This is a genomic window from Hymenobacter sp. UYCo722, from assembly GCF_040547115.1.
Lineage (GTDB): Bacteria > Bacteroidota > Bacteroidia > Cytophagales > Hymenobacteraceae > Hymenobacter.
The window spans coordinates 387,985-405,048 of the sequence record NZ_JBEPPC010000001.1 but is presented as its reverse complement, the minus strand read 5'-3'; the positions used below and the strand labels follow the sequence as shown (position 1 = coordinate 405,048).

Sequence of the window (17,064 nt, the reverse complement as noted above, 5' to 3'; positions counted from 1 at the left end):
GAACGTCATGCGGCGCATACTGCGCATCAAGGCAGCGAACGAAGCAGCTCGCTGGTGGTCGTCATTCAGTCGTCAGGGATTAGTGGTGGCAGGCAAGCTGCTTCGTCCCCTTGCTTGACGTGCAACCTGCTCAGCATGATGTGCTTCTTGGTGGATTTCTTCTTCGGGACGTGCATCTGGCTCTTTTCCCATTAGCGGTAACTCGATAAAAAACCGGGCACCCTGGTCCACGGCGCTCTCGACCCAGATGCGGCCATGGTGCAGCTCCACGATTTTGCGGGTGATGGCCAGGCCCAGGCCAGTGCCTTCGGGCTTCCGGGTGGTCTGGTTCTGGGCCTGAAAAAACTTGTCGAAGATGAGGTGCTGAGCGGCGGGCGAGATGCCCCGGCCATTGTCTTCGATGCAGAGCAGAAGCACGTCGGCGGCGGGCCAGGCCAGCACCGCGATGCGGCCCGTGCCGTCGGCCCGGCAGGCCTTGATGGCGTTGGAAAGCAGGTTGATGAGTACCTGCATCAGGCGGTCGCGGTCGGCGGAGAGCACGGGCAGGCTGGCCGGGGTATCAACGTGCAGCGTTATCTGCTTGTCGCGCAGCAGCTGGCCCACGGCATCGAGGGCTTCGGCCACGAGCCCGGCCACCGGCACCGGAGCGCGGTCGAGGATGGCCTGTCCGGACTCAAACTTTTCCAAATCGAGCACCAGCGAAATAAGGCGGGTGAGGCGCTCGGCCTCGCGGCCGATGGTGAGCTGGAAATTCTGGCGCTCGGCTTCGGCCAAATCGGGGTTATCGGCCAGGATTTCGGCCAGCGCCCGGATGCTGGTGAGCGGCGTGCGCAGCTCGTGCGTCACGGTGTATAGGAACTCATCCTTGCGCTGGTCGAGGGCCTGCAGCTGGTCGTAAGCAACGCGCAGCTCGTCGGTGAGGCGCTGAAGCTGGCGACTCTGCTTCTGCTGCTGGCGGTTGGCTTCGAGCAGCTGCTGGCTCTCCTTGAGAATGCCCACCACGCTGGCGTAGCTAATTTCTTCGGCCCCCGCCACCGAGGCTACCAGCAGGCGCGCCGAAGCTGGCCCGAGGCTACCGGCCAGCAGCTTTTCGGCGTAGGTAAGCAGGCGCGGGTCAGCGGTGATGAGGTGGGCAGGCGGGGAAATGGTGAGGGCCGAACTGGCGTCGGTTGGTATCGGCAGCGCATCCGGGAAACGGTCGGAGAAAGCCCGCAGGGCCTGGTTGGTCCGCTTCTTCCCCAGAAAGCCCAGCAGCAGGGCGCGCACGTCGGGGAAGGGGGTGCGGCCCTGCCAGCCGGCCACTTCCTCGGCCAGGCTCCGGCGCGTGAACACGTCAACGAATACGTCGGCCTGGCGCAGCTCCAGCGCCGTGGGCGGCCAGGCCAGCGAGAGGCCCACATAAAGGCCGATATTGAAGAACCAGCTCCAGAACAGCCCGTGCGAGAGGTAGTCGAGCCCTTCGAGCCCAAACAGCGCGAACGGCCGCAGGGCGGAAATGCCCCCCACTCCTTCCGTGAGCACCGACTCGGGCAGGAACCGGCCCGGCCCTACCAGCGTGGGCAGCACCAGCGTAAAAAACCAGATGGCAAACCCCGCCAGCAGGCCCACCGTAGCCCCGCGCCGGGTACCGCCCTTCCAGTAGAGCCCGCCCAAAACCGCCGGCACGAACTGCGCCACCGCCGCGAACGACACCAGGCCGGTGTTCACCAACGGCAGCTGCTTGCCCACTTCGGCGTAGTAGCCGTAGGCCAGCAGCAGCACCAGCACCACGGCTAAGCGGCGGCTTTCGAGGGCCACGCGGCCCAGGTAGGCAAACCAGCGGGTCTGGTCCTCGGGGCGGGCGGCGGGCACGCGCACCAGCAGCGGCATGAGCAGGTGGTTGCTCATCATCACGCTCAGGGCAATGGTTTCGACGATAATCATGCTGCTGGCCGCTGATAGCCCGCCCAGGTAGGTGAGCAGCGCCAGCCACGAGTGGCCCGCCGCCAGCGGCAGGGCCAGCACGTAAGTATCGGCGTCGAGGCCGGTGTGGCCTAGCTTCAGCATGCCGCCGAAGGCAATTGGCAGCACGAAAATGTTGATGATAATGAGGTAGAGCGGAAACAGCCACATGGCCTTGCGCAGGTGGTTTTCATCCACATTCTCCACCACCGCCACCTGAAACTGGCGCGGCAGCAGCAAAATGGCCGACATGCTGAGCACGAGCAGCGTAAACCACTCGGCCCCGCCCGTGCCCGAGCCCCGCAGCGTGAACAGCTGCCGCAGGGCCGGCACCGCCGCCGCCTGGTCGAACACATCGGTGAACCCGTGAAACAGCCCAAACGTGACGAAGCACCCCAGCACCAGAAACGCCACCAGCTTCAGGAGGCTTTCGACGGCCACGGCCAGCACGATGCCCTCGTGCCGCTCGGTGGCCTCGACGGACCGCACCCCGAACAGAATGGTGAACACCGCCAGCGCCCCCGTGGTGTAAAGGGCCGTGGTGGCCGCCGGGCCGCCCACCCCCGCCCCGCTTCCGGTGAGCGTGACGAAGGAAGCCGCAATGGCCTTGATTTGCAGGGCGATGTAGGGCACGATGCCCAGCACGCACACCGCCGTAACGAGCGCGCCCAGCCCGGCGCTTTTGCCGTAGCGGGCCGAGATGAAGTCGGCAATGGAAGTCAGCCGCTGCTGCCGGCACACCCGGATGATTTTGCGCAGCACCAGCCACCAGGCCGGAGCCAGCAGCGTCGGCCCCAGGTAAATACCCACGAACTCCAGGCCATTGTACGCCGCCCGGCCGACCGAACCATAGTAAGTCCAGGCCGTGCAGTATACGGCCATGCTCAGGGCGTAAACATAGGGGTTGCTCACCAGGCTTTTCCGAGCTTCCGACCGGCGCTCGGCGGCATAGGCCACGCCGAAAAGCAGGACCAGGTAGCCGAACGAAAAGCCAATGACAAGCAGCTTGGACATGTTTTAGTTAGTTGGAGCCTTAAAAGAAGGTCATGCCGAGCGCAGCCGAGGCATGATGTTAGTTTCGAACTAGCCTGCCCCGTTCTCCTCCTCAGCCGCTCCCCGCTTCCGCACCAGCCAGCCGGTCAGGGCCACCAGCGCAATCCAGGTTAGCAGCACGTACAGGTAGAGCACCGGCACCCCGGCCACTCGGCCTTCGTGGTCGAACACGGCCAGCAGGGGATAGTTGAGCAGCACCCCGAAGAGCACCGCCAGAAACAGCAGCTTTGGGCCGCGGCGCGGGGCCGGGCGGGCCGATGATGAGTTGGGGGAAATCATGGCAAATAATAAGCGTAACAGTAAGCCAATCTAAGAAAAAGCCGCCGGCCCAGGGGACCGGCGGCTTTTTAGGCTGTCGCCAGCTGGGCCAACCGCAGCTACGCCGTGGGCTCGGGCACGTCGTCCATCAGCTTCACGTTGCGCACGTCCTTCATCAGCGCCGAGCCAATGAAGAAGCAGAGCAGCGCGATGCCCACCGGATAAATCAGGCCGGTGAGAGAGCTGTAATCCTTCCAGAAAGTACCCGGGGCCTGCTTGGCGGCCCATACCGTAACGGACGTGGCGATGAGCGGCACGAATCCGCCAAACACGCCGTTGCCGATGTGGTAAGGCACCGAGAGGGAGGTATAGCGCACTTTGGTGGGAAACAGCTCGACGAGGTAGGCGGCAATCGGGCCGTACACCATCGTAACGAACAGCACGAGGCAGAAGGTGAGCAGCATCATGGGCACCAGCTGCGGGGTGAGGCACTGCATTACGGCCGGTACGGCGGCCACGGCCTGGCCCGCAGCATCGACGGTGGCGGGAATGGCCGGGGTTTTCTCCGTCAGCGGGCCGGCGAAGGCTTTGAGGCCGTAGAAAATCGGAATCGTGAACACGGCCGCCGACAGCAGCCCAGCCATGATGATGCGCTTGCGGCCAATGCGGTCGGAGAGCGAGCCGAAATACACGAAGAACGGCGCGGCGGCCAGCAGGGCCACGCACAGCACAATGGAAGCCGTGACCTGGTCCATTTTCAGCGTAGCCTGCATGAAGGAGTAGGCGTAGAACTGGCCGGTATACCACACTACCCCCTGGCCCATGGTCACGCCAAACAGGGCAATTAGAACCAGGCGGCGGTTCACGGGGTTCACAAAGGAGTCGCGCAACGGGTTGGTGCTGGTTTTGCCCTCCACTTTGGCTTTGGCAAACAGCGGCGACTCGGCCAGCTTACGGCGAATGTAGTAAGACGCAATAATCAGGAAACCCGAGAGCAGGAACGGAATGCGCCAGCCCCAGTCCTTAAAATCTGCGTCGGGCATGGATTTCTTGGTAATCACAATTACCAGAATGCTGAGGAAGAAGCCGGCGGTAGCCGTTATCTGGATGAAGCTGGTGTAGTAGCCGCGCTTGTTGTCGGGCGCATACTCGGCCACGTAGGTGGTGGCCCCGCCGTATTCGCCCCCGATGGCCAGGCCCTGCAAAAGGCGCAGAATGAGCACAATAGCCGGGGCCAGCCAGCCAATCTTATCGTAGCTCGGAATCAGGCCCGTCACCAGCGTGGCCCCGCCCATGAGCAGCAGCGTCACCAGAAAGGTATACTTCCGGCCAATCATGTCGCCGATGCGCCCGAAGAACAGCGCGCCAAACGGCCGCACAATAAAACCGGCCCCAAATACGGCCAGCGCCCCCAGCAGGGTATCCTCGGGCTTGCCTTTCGAGCCAAACAGCACCGGCCCAATCACGGCGGCAAGCGAGCCAAAGATGTAAAAGTCGTACCACTCGATGACCGTGCCCACCGAAGAAGCGGTAATGACCTGCCAGATTTTACTCGTCGGCGTCGAGTTGTTATCGTGGGCGATGGCGGTGTCCGCCGCTTCGGCGTAGGGCGGGTTCAGACGCTGTTCCATTTCATTTTGAGAAAAAAGGGTTAGGAAAGAAGGCGTAAGCGACGGGCCGGGCCTACAGAAAAATCTGCGTTTGCAGCGTGAGTTCGGTCCGGTACTGGATGTCGTTCACGTTGGTAAAATCGGGGCGCGGGCGGTAGTTCAGGGTCACTTTAGCGTTGTGGCCATCGAGCAGCAGGTTCACGCCGGCATCCATGATGTTCACGCCTCGGGTATCGCCGGAAGTGGTTTTCAGGCCCTCGTAGTTGGCGTGCTGGTAGGCCACGTAGGGCTGCAGGCGGGCCTTGGGGCCGAGCAGTTTTTTGGGCAGCAGCAGGCCCACCTGGCCGTAGAATACTCCCCCGGTGCCCGACAGCGGCACGGCGTTGCCACGCAGCGGGGCGGTGCCGTAGCCAGGGTTTTCGGCCCCCACAAAGCGCACGAAGTTGGGTCCCATGTTGAAGTTGTAGTACACGCCATAAAGCGTGAGGGCTGTGCTCGAAGCCGTATCAATCGGGGCATCATAAAAGGCGTCAAAGCCCAGCATCACCATGTCGTGCTTGTTGGTGCCCACGTTGGCAAACGGGTCTGCCGTTACGGCCGAGGTGATGTTGACGGCACTGCCCGCCGCGCGGGAGTACATGGCGTCTTTGCTGTAGAGGAAGCCGGAGCCGATGCTAAATACCCGCTTGGTACCCAGGTAAGTACCCTGCGTGTAGGGCAGCAGGTTCGCCTCGGGCTCCAGGAAGTTGTAGCTGAAATAGCCCTGGTACACGTGGCTGGTATTCTGCGGGTTGAAGTTGGCTACCCCCGTGCCGGTGCTCACGGCCGGCGTGGTCGTGGTAGCGGGCGTGGTCACGCCGAGGCTCAGGGGCGTGCTGGCCAGGTTGGTCAGGAAGGCGTCGTCCATTGCCACCCGGTAGTCGAATTTACCCACGCGGCCCTTGGCGTAGATGCCCAGCCAACGGGCAAACTGGTCGGTGGTTTCGATGGTCGGAAAGTTGGTCAGCGGCAGGTCCATGGGCAGAATGCTCGTGGTGCTGGCGTTGGTCAGGCGTGAGATGCCGTTGTAGTAGTGCAGGCCCCCGCCCAGGCTCAGGTACTTGTTCACCTTGTACTCCGTCACGGCTTCGTGAATGAAGAACTGCGGCTTCTTACCGTCGACGGTTGGGGCCACACCCCCACTCACCGAGTTCTGGTTGTTGATACCCAGGTGCGTATAAATCAAAAAGCGCGGATTGAGCTGGGCAATCAGCACCATGCGAGAGCGGCGAATACCGAAGTCCACCTGGCTTTCTTTGGGCTGGCTGGGGGCGCGCAAAGTGCCGGTATTGTTCTCCGTGTAGCGGGCGTATACCTGGGTCCAGAGCAGGAAGCGCAGGTACTTGGAGCCGTCGGGCGAGATGTTGATTTTCATTCCTCCGCCGTAGGGAGCCGACTTGGCTGGGGCTACCGGCGTGGGGGGCGCGGCCGGGGCGGCGGGCGGGGCCGATGTGCCCGTAGCGGGCGGAATAACCTGGCCGAAAGCTGTGCCGGTGAGCATCAGGGCCCCGAGGGCTAGTGCGTAGCGAGTGTGTCGCATGGGGTGGGAAAGATGGTGGAACAGAAACGTGGCGGGCCGTGAACTTCATCATCGACTTGCAATGACCCCATTTCGGCCGCCGCACCGCCGGCCGAAGCCATTGGTTTGGTGAAGTAGCACCCATTCTGCGCCGCCAGCTACCCGGCCGCTATCGTTTTGCTCAGCAACTATATCTGCGACTATCTATCCCGCCCGAAACCGCTCCCAACGAATCACCATGAACTTGTCGCCCAGCTCCGTCACCACCATTCCGGCCCCTTTCAGGTTGCCGGGCTGCTGGAAAAACTCAGCCAGCTCCTTGTGATTAAGGATTTTGTAGGTCGGATGGTAGTCGGTTTGCCGGGGAGCCTTTACGCCGTACTTCTTCACCCAATTCATCACGCTCACATGGCTCACGCCCAGCAGGCGCTCAATCTCCCGGTAGCTTACGCCTTCAATGTAAAGCTGCAGGGCCTTGATAACGTAGTAGCTATCGACCTCGCGGCCCACTTTAGCCACCGTGTAGTGGTAGCCGCAATCCCGACACTTAAACCGCTGCCGCTCATTAATTACGCCACTCTTGATGGCTTCTGTCGAATCACATTTGGGGCAGGCGGGCGCAATCATGAGACACTATCGTTTGGGGATTAGACCAAAGCTACAGCTATTTAGCAAACATATATCAGTTTAGCAAATAAGAAGTAGCATTACGCTCAATAGGCACCGACCAAGACAGTGGCCATCAGCGCATCCACGGCCAGCCCGAGGCGGCGCATATCCAGCCGGGCCAGGGTATCGCCCGCCTGATGATAGCGGCGGTTGCGGTAGAAAGCCGTATCGGTGAGCAGCACGGCCGGGTAACGAAATTTCCAATAGTTGAGATGGTCGGAGAAGTCGATTCCCGGCAGCCAGGCGGGGGCCTTGAAGCGCTTTACGGGCAGCGCGGCCGCCGCTCGGTACCCGCGCGCAAACCGTCGCCCGAAGCGGCCATTGCCGAATTTCTGGGCCACCGTCAGGTAGTTGCCCCGGCTGCCATAGATAAATTTCAGGGGCCCGATGGGGTAATGCTGCGAGCCCCGGCGGTCGTCGTAATATCCCAGCATTTCGAGCGCCACCATGCCGCGCACCGGTACCCCGGCGGCATTCAGTGCGGCGGCGTGCACGTAGCTGCCCATCTGCGGAGTGCGAAAAAACGGCGGCTCCTCCAGCGTATAGGCCACCAGGTCGATGCGGTACGGCAGGTGCGGCTGTTGGCCCAGCAGGCGGGCCAGCTCCAGCAACGCGGCCACGCCGGTACCGTTGTCGTCGGCCCCCGGCTGCTCGCCGCACACGTCGTAGTGCGCCCCGATTATCAGCCGCGGCCCCTCGGCCGGACCAAAAGAGGCCAGCACATTGCGGTAGCTACCCCCCTCTACTACATAGGGCTGCTCCCCGACTTCGTAGGCCCCGGCTGCCCGCAGCTGCCGCGCCAGATAGGCCGCTACCGAATCGAGTACGACCGGGTGCTGGTAGTTTCGCGGCTGCGGCGTGGTCGTGAGAAACAGCAGGTGCTGCCGCAGTCGCGCCGTATCGGCGGCGGGCCCTGGCGCGGGTAAGCCAATGGCACCCACGCGCCCCACCAGCAGGAGGAGGAGCCCCAGCAAAGATGTTTTCATGCGGGCAAGCTACTTAGCTTTGACCTATTGTTTAGCCGCTTTGCATTTCCTCATCCAATGTCCACTCCCGCCCCGGTCTTCCACTCCCTTACCCCCGCCGACCTCACCCCCGCTCAGTGGCACCCGTTTCTGGTGGGGGCAGTGGCCCCGCGCCCGGTGGCCTTCGCCAGCACGATTGATGCCGAAGGCCGCGTAAACCTGAGCCCCTACAGCTTTTTCAACGCCTTCAGCTCGAACCCGCCCATTCTCGTGTTCTCGCCTGCCAACCGCGTGCGCGACAACAGCCAGAAGCACACCCTGCAGAACGTGCGCGAGGTGCCCGAGGTCGTTATTAATATCTGCGATTACGCGCTGGTCGAGCAGATGTCGCTGTCCAGCACCGAATACGCCAAGGGCATCAATGAATTCACCAAAGCCGGCCTCACCGAGCTGGCCTCCGAGCAGGTGCGCCCGCCGCGCGTGGCCGAAGCCCCCGCCGCTTTCGAGTGCGTGGTGGAGCAAATTATCGAGTTGGGCCAGAACAACGGGGCTGGCAACCTCATCATCTGCCGGGTGGTGCGGGCCCATTTCCGCCCGGACATCCTGCTGCCCGACGCCACCGGCATCGACCCATTTAAGCTCGATGCCGTGGCCCGCCTCGGTGGCGACTGGTACTGCCGCGCTAGCGGGGCCAGCCTATTCGAAGTACCCAAGCCTAACCGCCACATCGGCATCGGCATCGACCAGCTGCCTGAGCATCTGCGCACCTCCGCCGTGCTCACCGGCAACGAGCTGGGCCGCCTCGCCAACATCGAGCGCGACGCCCTGCCTACGCCGGAACAGGTAGCCGCTTTTCAAACTGAACCAATGGTGGCCTACCTGCTGAACAAGCACCGCGATGATGACCCGGAGCTGAAGCATCACCTGTTGCAGCTGGGCCGGCATTTTCTGGCCGAAGGGCGGCTGGCGGAGGCTTGGAAGACGCTGCTGCTGGGCCAATAGTAAATGGACTAGGCATTATTCCCCTGCTGGCTTCCGCTGAGTCGAATTATTATCAGCCACGAATTGCATTACCCTACATTCATGCTGGTAAGATTTCAGGCTTATCATCACCACTTCAAATCCTCCCTACGTGATGACTACGAAGATTTTTTATTCAGCACTTTGCTTTGTTAGCTTGTCGTGTCAGGCTCAACGCTCCGCTCAGAAGTTCACACTGGACGACATGGCGATAACGGTGGAAAAATTTGATTCCTTGAATAAAGATGACAACAGATACAATCAAGATAATAAAATTTATAAAGTGGGCAGAAAATTTACGTTCACCTACGATTATCAAGACAAGGCGGGCATTAAAATGAGGATGGCCAAACCTGATACAACTAGCCCAAACGGCGGGGGCTGGAAACTTGTCCGGGCAGAGAGTAATAGTGCTAATTCTGTTTCACAAATTATCCTCTCCGCCAACTCCGGCTTAATGCCGTTTATTCAGGTTTTTCCAGATTACAATCAGACAGTTATATTGTATGATTTCAAACTGGTGAGCGGTGCTTCATGGAATAATGAGATGACCGGCGTAATTGAAAACAGTAAGAACCTGTGGCTCCATCCCCCGAGAACCGGCCTCTTTGGAATCTTAGAGCTAAATCCGTTTCCATATATCAAACAGCCTATTAAAATAGGAGCGGAATGGACCTGGAAACTAGAGTTTGGCGAACAATGGGCCGATAAGCGGTGGTTATTGTGGAAGGGAAAAAACCAAAATAAGATTCAGTATAAAATTACAGGCAAGTCAGTTATAAAAACTAAATTGGGAGTCCTGAAATGCTACGTTGTGGAGAGCGAGGCAACAAGTGCTTTAGGGTCGACAAAATTGGTTTCGTACTACAATAATGAATTTGGATTTATCAAGCTAGATTACACCAATATTGACAAAAGCAAAATAACATTAGAGCTGCAAAGCATGGAATAAAAATTCAGAAACTACAAAGCGGTGCTGTAGCTGCCCCCGCACAAAATGACGGCTTTCCTGTTGTGCTACTGCTAAATCATTCCAACCGCCGCCGCATGTCCGACATTTCCATCGCCGAATCCGTAACTCTGCCGCCCATTAAAGAAGTGGCTGCCCGCCTGGGTATTTCCGAGGACGACCTCGAGCCCTACGGCCGTTTTAAAGCCAAGCTGCCGCTGCACCTGATTGACGCGGAAAAAGTAGCTGCTGCCAAGCTGATTCTTGTAACGGCCATTACCCCGACCCCGGCCGGCGAGGGCAAAACCACGATGTCTATCGGCTTGGGCGACGGCCTGCGTAAGCTGGGCAAAAAGGCCGTGGTGGTACTGCGCGAGCCCTCGCTGGGGCCCGTGTTTGGGGCCAAGGGCGGCGCTACCGGCGGTGGTCGCTCGCAGGTGAGCCCGATGGCGGACATCAACCTGCACTTCACCGGCGACTTCAACGCCGTCGAAAAGGCTAATAACCTGTTGGCCGCTCTGCTCGACAACGCCATCCAGACGCCCAACCACCCGCTCAACATCGACCCGCGCACCGTGCTCTGGAAACGCTGCCTCGACCTGAACGACCGCAGCCTGCGCCAAATCATCATCGGGCTCGGCGGCAAAGCCAATGGGGTGATGCGCACCGACGGCTTCAACATCACAGCCGCCTCCGAGGTCATGGCCATCCTGTGTCTGGCTACCAGCCTAGCCGACCTCAAAGTGAAGCTCGGCAACATTCTCGTGGCGTTCAGCCACACCAACCAGCCGGTCTACGCCCGCCAGCTGCAGGCCGAGGATGCCATGGCCATTCTACTGCGCGACGCCCTGAAGCCCAACCTGGTGCAAACCCTGGAGCAAACCCCCGCCCTGGTACACGGCGGGCCCTTCGCCAACATTGCCCAGGGCACCAACACCGTGCTGGCCACCCGCATGGGCCTTTCGTTGGGCGACTACGTAGTGACGGAAGCCGGTTTCGGGGCCGACCTGGGGGCCGAGAAATTCCTCAACATCAAGTGCGGCTACGCGGGCCTGGCTCCCGCCGCCGTGGTGCTGGTGGCCACCGTGCGCGCCCTGCGTCACCACGGCGGAGCCCCCGCCGCCGAGCTGAATACCCCCGACCTGGCCCGTTGCGAGCGGGGCTTTGCCAACCTGGCCAAGCACATCGAAAACGCCCAGAAGTTCGGCTACCAGCCCGTTGTGGCCATCAACCACTTCATTACCGACACCCCCGAAGAAGTGGCCCTGGTGCGGGAAATGTGCCGCGCCCGCGGCGTGGAGGCCGTCCTCAGCACCAGCTGGTCCGATGGCGGGGCCGGGGCTACCGCCCTGGCCGAGGCCGTGCTGGCCAACATTGCCACCGGCACCAACCACCTGCGTCCGCTCTACGCCTGGGACCAGCCGGTGAAAGCCAAGATTGAAACCATCGCCCGCGAGGTATACGGCGCGGTTGGGGTCGACTACACCGCCCAGGCCGAAGCCGACCTGCGCCGCATCGACCGGCTGGGCCTGGCCGGGCTGCCCGTTTGCATGGCCAAAACCCAGAAGTCGTTTTCAGACAACGAGAAGCTCATCGGTCGACCCGAGGGGTTCCGCGTCACCGTGCGCGAATGTGAGCTGGCGGCCGGCGCGGGCTTCCTCATCCCCATCCTCGGTACCCTGCTCCGAATGCCGGGCCTGCCGCCCGTACCTGCCTCCACCGGCATGGAAATCGACGACGACGGGGTGATTACGGGGTTATCGTAGCCGCGAACAACTGTTGCTGGCTGGCAAGCTTGCCGGACCACGCCGAAGTGCATGAGATGCAACGGGTGGCCGCACGATGCGTTGCGGGATTACCGCTTTGAGAATGGGACAACTACCGCAACGATGACCCGGAACTGAAGAAGCAGCTGCTGCAATTGGGCCGGTAGCTGCTGGCCGAAAGGCGGCTGGTGGAGGCGTGGAAGGGGTTGCTGATAGCAGGAGCCTGGGCGAGCAATACGACCCGATTATTGATTAGTTAAAATCAGATGCTACCAAGTAGTAATCAGCACCCTGCTTGGCTGTATAATATTTGAATTGCACATTATCCTTGGTGATAAACATTGGCCCGTGGTTTTTCTTTACCTCAGCGGCAATGAATTTTTCTGCGTCAGCCATTCCGTTTGATGGGATTTGAGTAAGCACAGCCGTGCATTCACCCTGCTCAAATAAATACCCAACAACCGTGTCATCCGTTGTTTTGAATAGATAAATATCTTCTTCTTTTCTGAAAAATACCTGCTTATAGGTTTCAATAGCGTGCTTTACGTACTCCTTGTCATTATTAAGGCATTGAACTTGTTGTAAAGTTATGGTTGGGGTCTTGTTAGGCTTAGTGCTGTTGCCACAGCTGAATAATAAGGATGTGAAAATTGTAAGGATTATTTTCATAATCTTTTCAAGATTTTAATCTGTTCCGCTTGAATCTAATTCCGCACCGCAATCAGCAATCCTAATTCCTTATACCGTAGGTTAAATTTCTTCGCAATCATGGCATTCGTCAGCGAGCCGCGGTAGATGTAGACGCCGCTACGGAAATGCTCGTTGGTGAACAGCACCTCGTTGATGCCGCCGTGCTGGCTGATTTCCTGGAGGATGGGCGTGAAGATGTTGCTTAGGGCGTTGGTGGCGGTGCGGGGCACGCGCGAGGCGATGTTGGGCACGCAGTAGTGCACCACGTCGTATTTGCGGAACACGGGCTTGCTGTGGCTGGTCATCTCGCTGGTTTCGAAGCAGCCTCCCTGGTCGATGCTCACGTCGATGACGATGGAGCCGGGGGCCATGCTGGCCACCATTTCTTCGGGCACCATGAAGGGAATGCGGCCGTCTTCCACGGCCAGCGCGCCGATGACCACATCGGCCCGGCGGATTTGCTGGCTCAGGGCGAACGTGTCCAGCGTGCTCGTGTAAAGCTGCATGCCCAGGTTGTGCTTAAGGCGGCGCAGCTTGTAGAGGTGGTTGTCGAACACCTTCACCTCGGCCCCGAGGCCGGTGGCGGCGCGGGCGGCGTACTCGGCCACCGTGCCGGCCCCGAGAATGACGACCTGCGAAGGCGGCACCCCAGTGATACCGCCCAGAATAATGCCCTTGCCCTCGTTGGAGCGGGCCAGGTATTCGGCCGCAATCAGCATCACGGTTGAGCCCGCGATTTCGCTCATGGCGCGCACCACTGGGCGGGCCCCGCTGGGGTCTTTCATCAGCTCGAAGCCGATGGCATTGATTTTCTTGCGCGAAAGGGCCGAGATGTAGTCCGGGGTCATCGACCCCATTTGCAGGGCCGAAATCAGAGTTTGGTTGGGGTGCAGCAGCTCAATTTCTTCGAGCGTGGGCGGGGCTACTTTCAGGAGGATATCGGCCTTGAAAACCTCCTCGGTGGAGTAGGCAATCTGAGCCCCGGCTTCGGAATAGGCGTGGTCGGCGTACTTGCTGGGTTCGCCGGCCCCGGCTTCCATCAGTACTTCGTGGCCGGCCGCTACGAGGTGCTGCACGGCTTCGGGCGTGAGGCCAAGGCGGTTTTCCTGGAGTGAGGTTTCACGCGGCATGCCGATGAAGAGCTTGCGCTTACGCGTTTCCACGGCCAGCATCGACTCCTGCGTGAAGTAGGCGCGGCTGGTGGCCAGAGACTCAAATCCGGAAGGTAGCTGCTCGGGCATTGGGGAGGGAATCAAGAATGAAGAATGAAGCAGTAGAAACCTGACCCTGAGGCCTCATTTCTAGTTACTGCATCATCATTTTTTAATATGAATTGTTGATTATTAATTCAATCACCCGGCTTTCGTCAGGCTGCACGGTCAGGTGCACTTCGAGGCGGGGCACCGGCAATAAAGCCGCCACGCGGGCAGGCCATTCCACCAGACAAAGGTACCCCGAATCGAAATACTCACTGCCCCCAATGCGCGCTGCTTCATCGGGAGAATCAATCCGGTAGAAATCAAAATGATACACCGGCTGGTCGCGGCCGTCGCGATACTCGTTAATCAGCGCGAAGGTGGGGCTGCTCACATCGTCGGCTACACCCAGGGCGGCGCACAGCGCCCGGATGAGCGTGGTTTTGCCAGCTCCCATCTCGCCCTCAAAAGCCACTACCGGGCAGCCGGCATCAGCAATGGCGGCGCGGAGCTGCGCGGCGGCGGTGGGCAATTCGGCCAGGGTAGGCAGGGCAATGGAAGATACCATGAGGCGAATTTACCGCCCAACCCGCATTCAGCGGGTGCCGGTTTAGGAATACCGCTTGCATTGTCTCATCTTTAGGTCCTGCTTCGCTCCCTAATTCGTTCAGTACAAATAGCCTATTCTACTGTCCGGCCCCTTTCTACCGGACGGTTTTAGCCAGAAATTTGGGCGAACGGAAAGCAGCGGAGCCTCCTGTCGATTTCTACCCAATCTTCTCGCTTATGCCCGACTTTACTCCGTCGCTGCACGTTCCTTCTTGCCTTGCTGGTAAGCGAATCCGGCAATTTCCGCTGCTCCTGTTGGGGCTAATGCCGCTAGCCGGCGCGGCCCAGCAAACTGTGCCCCTCACCGGCACCGTGCGCGGCGCGGCGGGCGTACCAGTAGAATTTGTGACGCTCACCCTGCATCGAGCGACCGATTCGGTGGTGGTAAAAACCGAGTTCAGCGATGCGCAGGGGCTGTTTCGGTTCGATGCTCCCGGGAACGGGCGCTACTTGGTTTCGGCGGCGCAGGTGGGGTACGGACGCTACTGGAGCCCCGTGCTAACCGTGCTGGCCGAGGGGCTAGCAATGCCTGCCATCACCCTGCGGCCCAGCGGGGCCACGGCGCTGAAAGAAGTAACCGTGACAGCCCGCAAACCGCTGTACGAGCATCAGGGCGACCGCACGGTGGTGAACGTGGCCGATAGCCCGCTGGCCACCGGGGCTACGGCGCTGGAAGTACTGGGCCGCGCGCCCGGCATCAGCAACGACGGCCGTGATAACCTGAGCCTGCGCGGCCGCCAGGGCATGCTGGTGGTCGTGGATGGCAAGCGCGTGCCCCTCACCGGTTCCGAACTGGCCGACTACCTCAAGGCCCTGCCCGCCGAACAGGTGCAAAGCATCGAGCTGCTGACCAACCCGCCGGCGCAGTACGATGCCCAGGGCGGAGCCGGTGTCATTGCCATCAACCTAAAAAGGGACCAGCGACTGGGCACCAACGGCAGCGTCAGCTTGGGCGTGGGCCGTGGCGGCTATGGGCGCTTCACGGGCGGCGTGGCACTCAACCATCGCCGTAAAGCCCTGAATATCTACGGCAACTACACTTACACCGAGCGACGCTACTTTACCCGCTTCGACTTCGACCGGCGCTACGCGGCCACCACCCTGCTGCCCGCCGCCGCCAGCCGCCAGTTCAACGACCAGGTGTCGCAGCTGCGCTCGCACGCGGCCAAGGCCGGGCTCGACCTCACGCTTTCCAAACGCACGCTACTGGGTGCGTCGCTCACGGCCCTGCTGAGCCACATCGATAACAGCGTGGATACCCGGAGCGAATTCCGGAGCCTGGCCGGCGACCCGCTAAGCCGCTACACCTCCGTCACGGCCCAGAATATTGACCGGCCCAGCGGCAGCGGCAACCTGAACCTGCGCCACGCGCTGGCCGACTCGTCCAACGCCGCCGCCCTCACCTTCGATGCCGACTACGGCCGCTACCACACCACGCGGCTATTGGCCCAGCAAGCCGATTATCTGGAGCCTCAGTACCTTGTCAGGCAGCTCACCGGCGACCAACGCAGCGACCTGTCCATCGGCTCCCTCAAGCTCGACTACAGCCAGCCCCTGCCCCACCGCGCGCGCCTCGATGCCGGCGCGAAGGCCACCCGCGTCCGCAGCGACAACACGGTGGCCTTTTTTGATACGGAAACCGGCATCACCACCTTCAACCCGCTAATTTCAAAGGATTTTCGCTATTCCGAAAATGTAAACGCAGCCTACGTGAGCCTGCGTGCGCCAATGGCGCAAACCACCATTCAGGCGGGCCTGCGGGCCGAACAAACCAACACGCTGGCCGAGCTCAGCGGCGAGCCGGCCCGCGAGCGGCACTACACGCAGCTGTTTCCGAGCGTATCGGTAGGGCGCACGCTTAGCCCCCGGCACGCGTTAGGGCTGGCGCTAGCCCGCCGCATCGACCGGCCCAACTATGGGCAGCTGAATCCGCTGCGGTTTTACGTCGACCCCATTTCCTACCGGGCCGGCAACCCCAATTTGGTGGCCCAAACCAGCTATTCGGCCGAACTGACGCACACTTTCCGTCAGAAATTCATCACCGCGCTGGCCTACGTCCGCACCGACTTGCCCATTGTGAGTGCCGTACAGCCTTCGCCCGATGGCGGCCGTCTGGTAGTGAACCAGGACGTGAACCTGACCTCGCAGGACTACGTGGCCCTCACCCTCACGGCCCCGCTGGAGCCCGCAAAATGGTGGACACTCTACGCCAACGGGGTGTTTTACTACTCCCGGTTTCGGGGCAGCCTGGCGGGCACGGCCCTCGACCAGGGCCAGCCGGCCTGCCAGCTTTCGGCCAATAATACGTTCAGCCTGCCCCAGGGCTGGTCGGCCGAGCTGACGGGCACGTTCCAGTCGGGCGAAATATGGGGCTTTGAGAAGTCGACGGCGCGCGGGCAAGTAGGCGTGGGCCTGCTCAAAAACTTCTGGAACAAGCAGGGTTCGCTACGCCTGAGCGCGACCGATATTTTTTACACCAGCCCCGTCAGCGCGACCTCCACGTTCGTCAGCTTTCGCGAAACCTTTGCCCGGCGCGAAGACCTGCGCGTGGCCACGGCCACGTTCACCTACCGCTTCGGCAACAGCAAAGTAGCCGCCGCCCGCAAGCGCGCCGCCGGTGCCGAGGATGAGCTGCGCCGCGCCAACGGCCAGTAGCGCGCTGCGCTAAATGAGGTATTGCTGACTTATTGGTCCATTCGCCATTTCCGTATACTCCATTCCTCACTAAGCGCAGCGTCAGTTATCTTCGTGCGCCGTAGAGACCATTCAGCGGCTTTTTA

Annotated in this window: 13 protein-coding genes; 4 read left to right on the top strand and 9 right to left on the bottom strand. The window is 60.8% G+C overall.

Translation table 11 applies throughout. The features are described 5' to 3' along the window. Positions 1-72 precede the first annotated feature (72 nt). From ABIB44_RS01770 to ABIB44_RS01745, 6 genes are all read right to left on the bottom strand, one after another. Complete coding sequence (locus ABIB44_RS01770) at positions 73-2,955, bottom strand: ATP-binding protein (RefSeq protein ID WP_354582904.1); 2,883 nt, start codon at positions 2,953-2,955, stop codon at positions 73-75. 69 nt (positions 2,956-3,024) lie between these two features. Then, on the bottom strand, positions 3,025-3,273 hold the full coding sequence (locus ABIB44_RS01765; RefSeq protein WP_354582903.1) for a hypothetical protein: 249 nt from the start codon (positions 3,271-3,273) through the stop codon (positions 3,025-3,027). 98 nt (positions 3,274-3,371) lie between these two features. Next, the gene (locus tag ABIB44_RS01760) at positions 3,372-4,883 is read right to left on the bottom strand and encodes an MFS transporter (protein ID WP_354582902.1); all 1,512 of its coding nucleotides are present in this window, start codon (positions 4,881-4,883) and stop codon (positions 3,372-3,374) included. A gap of 52 nt (positions 4,884-4,935) precedes the next feature. Continuing rightward, positions 4,936-6,441 (bottom strand): hypothetical protein, encoded by a 1,506-nt coding sequence (locus tag ABIB44_RS01755; RefSeq protein ID WP_354582901.1) that lies wholly within the window; start codon positions 6,439-6,441, stop codon positions 4,936-4,938. 183 nt (positions 6,442-6,624) lie between these two features. After that, positions 6,625-7,047, bottom strand: coding sequence for an IS1/IS1595 family N-terminal zinc-binding domain-containing protein (locus tag ABIB44_RS01750; RefSeq protein ID WP_354582900.1), 423 nt, complete (start codon positions 7,045-7,047; stop codon positions 6,625-6,627). Positions 7,048-7,133: 86 nt separating this feature from the next. After that, positions 7,134-8,075, bottom strand: coding sequence for a M28 family peptidase (locus ABIB44_RS01745; RefSeq protein ID WP_354582898.1), 942 nt, complete (start codon positions 8,073-8,075; stop codon positions 7,134-7,136). 57 nt (positions 8,076-8,132) lie between these two features. Between ABIB44_RS01745 and ABIB44_RS01740 the strand changes: the two genes are divergently transcribed. From ABIB44_RS01740 to ABIB44_RS01730, 3 genes are all read left to right on the top strand, one after another. After that, positions 8,133-9,056: a flavin reductase family protein gene (locus tag ABIB44_RS01740; protein ID WP_354582897.1), complete on the top strand. Its 924-nt coding sequence runs from the start codon at positions 8,133-8,135 to the stop codon at positions 9,054-9,056. 133 nt (positions 9,057-9,189) lie between these two features. Further along, positions 9,190-10,026, top strand: coding sequence for a hypothetical protein (locus ABIB44_RS01735; protein ID WP_354582896.1), 837 nt, complete (start codon positions 9,190-9,192; stop codon positions 10,024-10,026). Positions 10,027-10,121: 95 nt separating this feature from the next. Next, a complete protein-coding gene (locus tag ABIB44_RS01730) occupies positions 10,122-11,789 on the top strand; it encodes a formate--tetrahydrofolate ligase (protein WP_354582895.1) in 1,668 nt (555 codons plus the stop codon). 252 nt (positions 11,790-12,041) lie between these two features. Here ABIB44_RS01730 and ABIB44_RS01725 read toward each other — a convergent pair whose 3' ends face one another. The 3 genes from ABIB44_RS01725 to tsaE form a co-directional block, all read right to left on the bottom strand. Continuing rightward, positions 12,042-12,458 carry a hypothetical protein gene (locus ABIB44_RS01725; protein WP_354582894.1) on the bottom strand — a complete coding sequence of 139 codons (417 nt, stop codon included), beginning with the start codon at positions 12,456-12,458 and terminating at the stop codon, positions 12,042-12,044. Between the two features lie 35 nt (positions 12,459-12,493). Further along, positions 12,494-13,720: an alanine dehydrogenase gene (locus ABIB44_RS01720; RefSeq protein ID WP_354583680.1), complete on the bottom strand. Its 1,227-nt coding sequence runs from the start codon at positions 13,718-13,720 to the stop codon at positions 12,494-12,496. 82 nt (positions 13,721-13,802) lie between these two features. Continuing rightward, the gene (tsaE, locus tag ABIB44_RS01715; RefSeq protein ID WP_354582893.1) at positions 13,803-14,243 is read right to left on the bottom strand and encodes a tRNA (adenosine(37)-N6)-threonylcarbamoyltransferase complex ATPase subunit type 1 TsaE; all 441 of its coding nucleotides are present in this window, start codon (positions 14,241-14,243) and stop codon (positions 13,803-13,805) included. 218 nt (positions 14,244-14,461) lie between these two features. Between tsaE and ABIB44_RS01710 the strand changes: the two genes are divergently transcribed. Next, a complete protein-coding gene (locus ABIB44_RS01710; protein WP_354582892.1) occupies positions 14,462-16,939 on the top strand; it encodes an outer membrane beta-barrel protein in 2,478 nt (825 codons plus the stop codon). Positions 16,940-17,064 lie beyond the last annotated feature (125 nt).

What these genes read in the sequence shown, in the direction of transcription:
- tsaE (WP_354582893.1), bottom strand. Translation starts at nt 14,243, where the DNA reads ATGGTATCTTCCATTGCCCTGCCTACCCTGGCCGAATTGCCCACCGCC.
- ABIB44_RS01750 (WP_354582900.1), bottom strand. Translation starts at nt 7,047, where the DNA reads ATGATTGCGCCCGCCTGCCCCAAATGTGATTCGACAGAAGCCATCAAG.
- ABIB44_RS01765 (WP_354582903.1), bottom strand. Translation starts at nt 3,273, where the DNA reads ATGATTTCCCCCAACTCATCATCGGCCCGCCCGGCCCCGCGCCGCGGC.
- ABIB44_RS01710 (WP_354582892.1), top strand. Translation starts at nt 14,462, where the DNA reads ATGCCCGACTTTACTCCGTCGCTGCACGTTCCTTCTTGCCTTGCTGGT.
- ABIB44_RS01720 (WP_354583680.1), bottom strand. Translation starts at nt 13,720, where the DNA reads ATGCCCGAGCAGCTACCTTCCGGATTTGAGTCTCTGGCCACCAGCCGC.
- ABIB44_RS01755 (WP_354582901.1), bottom strand. Translation starts at nt 6,441, where the DNA reads ATGCGACACACTCGCTACGCACTAGCCCTCGGGGCCCTGATGCTCACC.
- ABIB44_RS01735 (WP_354582896.1), top strand. Translation starts at nt 9,190, where the DNA reads ATGACTACGAAGATTTTTTATTCAGCACTTTGCTTTGTTAGCTTGTCG.
- ABIB44_RS01760 (WP_354582902.1), bottom strand. Translation starts at nt 4,883, where the DNA reads ATGGAACAGCGTCTGAACCCGCCCTACGCCGAAGCGGCGGACACCGCC.
- ABIB44_RS01745 (WP_354582898.1), bottom strand. Translation starts at nt 8,075, where the DNA reads ATGAAAACATCTTTGCTGGGGCTCCTCCTCCTGCTGGTGGGGCGCGTG.
- ABIB44_RS01725 (WP_354582894.1), bottom strand. Translation starts at nt 12,458, where the DNA reads ATGAAAATAATCCTTACAATTTTCACATCCTTATTATTCAGCTGTGGC.
- ABIB44_RS01730 (WP_354582895.1), top strand. Translation starts at nt 10,122, where the DNA reads ATGTCCGACATTTCCATCGCCGAATCCGTAACTCTGCCGCCCATTAAA.
- ABIB44_RS01770 (WP_354582904.1), bottom strand. Translation starts at nt 2,955, where the DNA reads ATGTCCAAGCTGCTTGTCATTGGCTTTTCGTTCGGCTACCTGGTCCTG.
- ABIB44_RS01740 (WP_354582897.1), top strand. Translation starts at nt 8,133, where the DNA reads ATGTCCACTCCCGCCCCGGTCTTCCACTCCCTTACCCCCGCCGACCTC.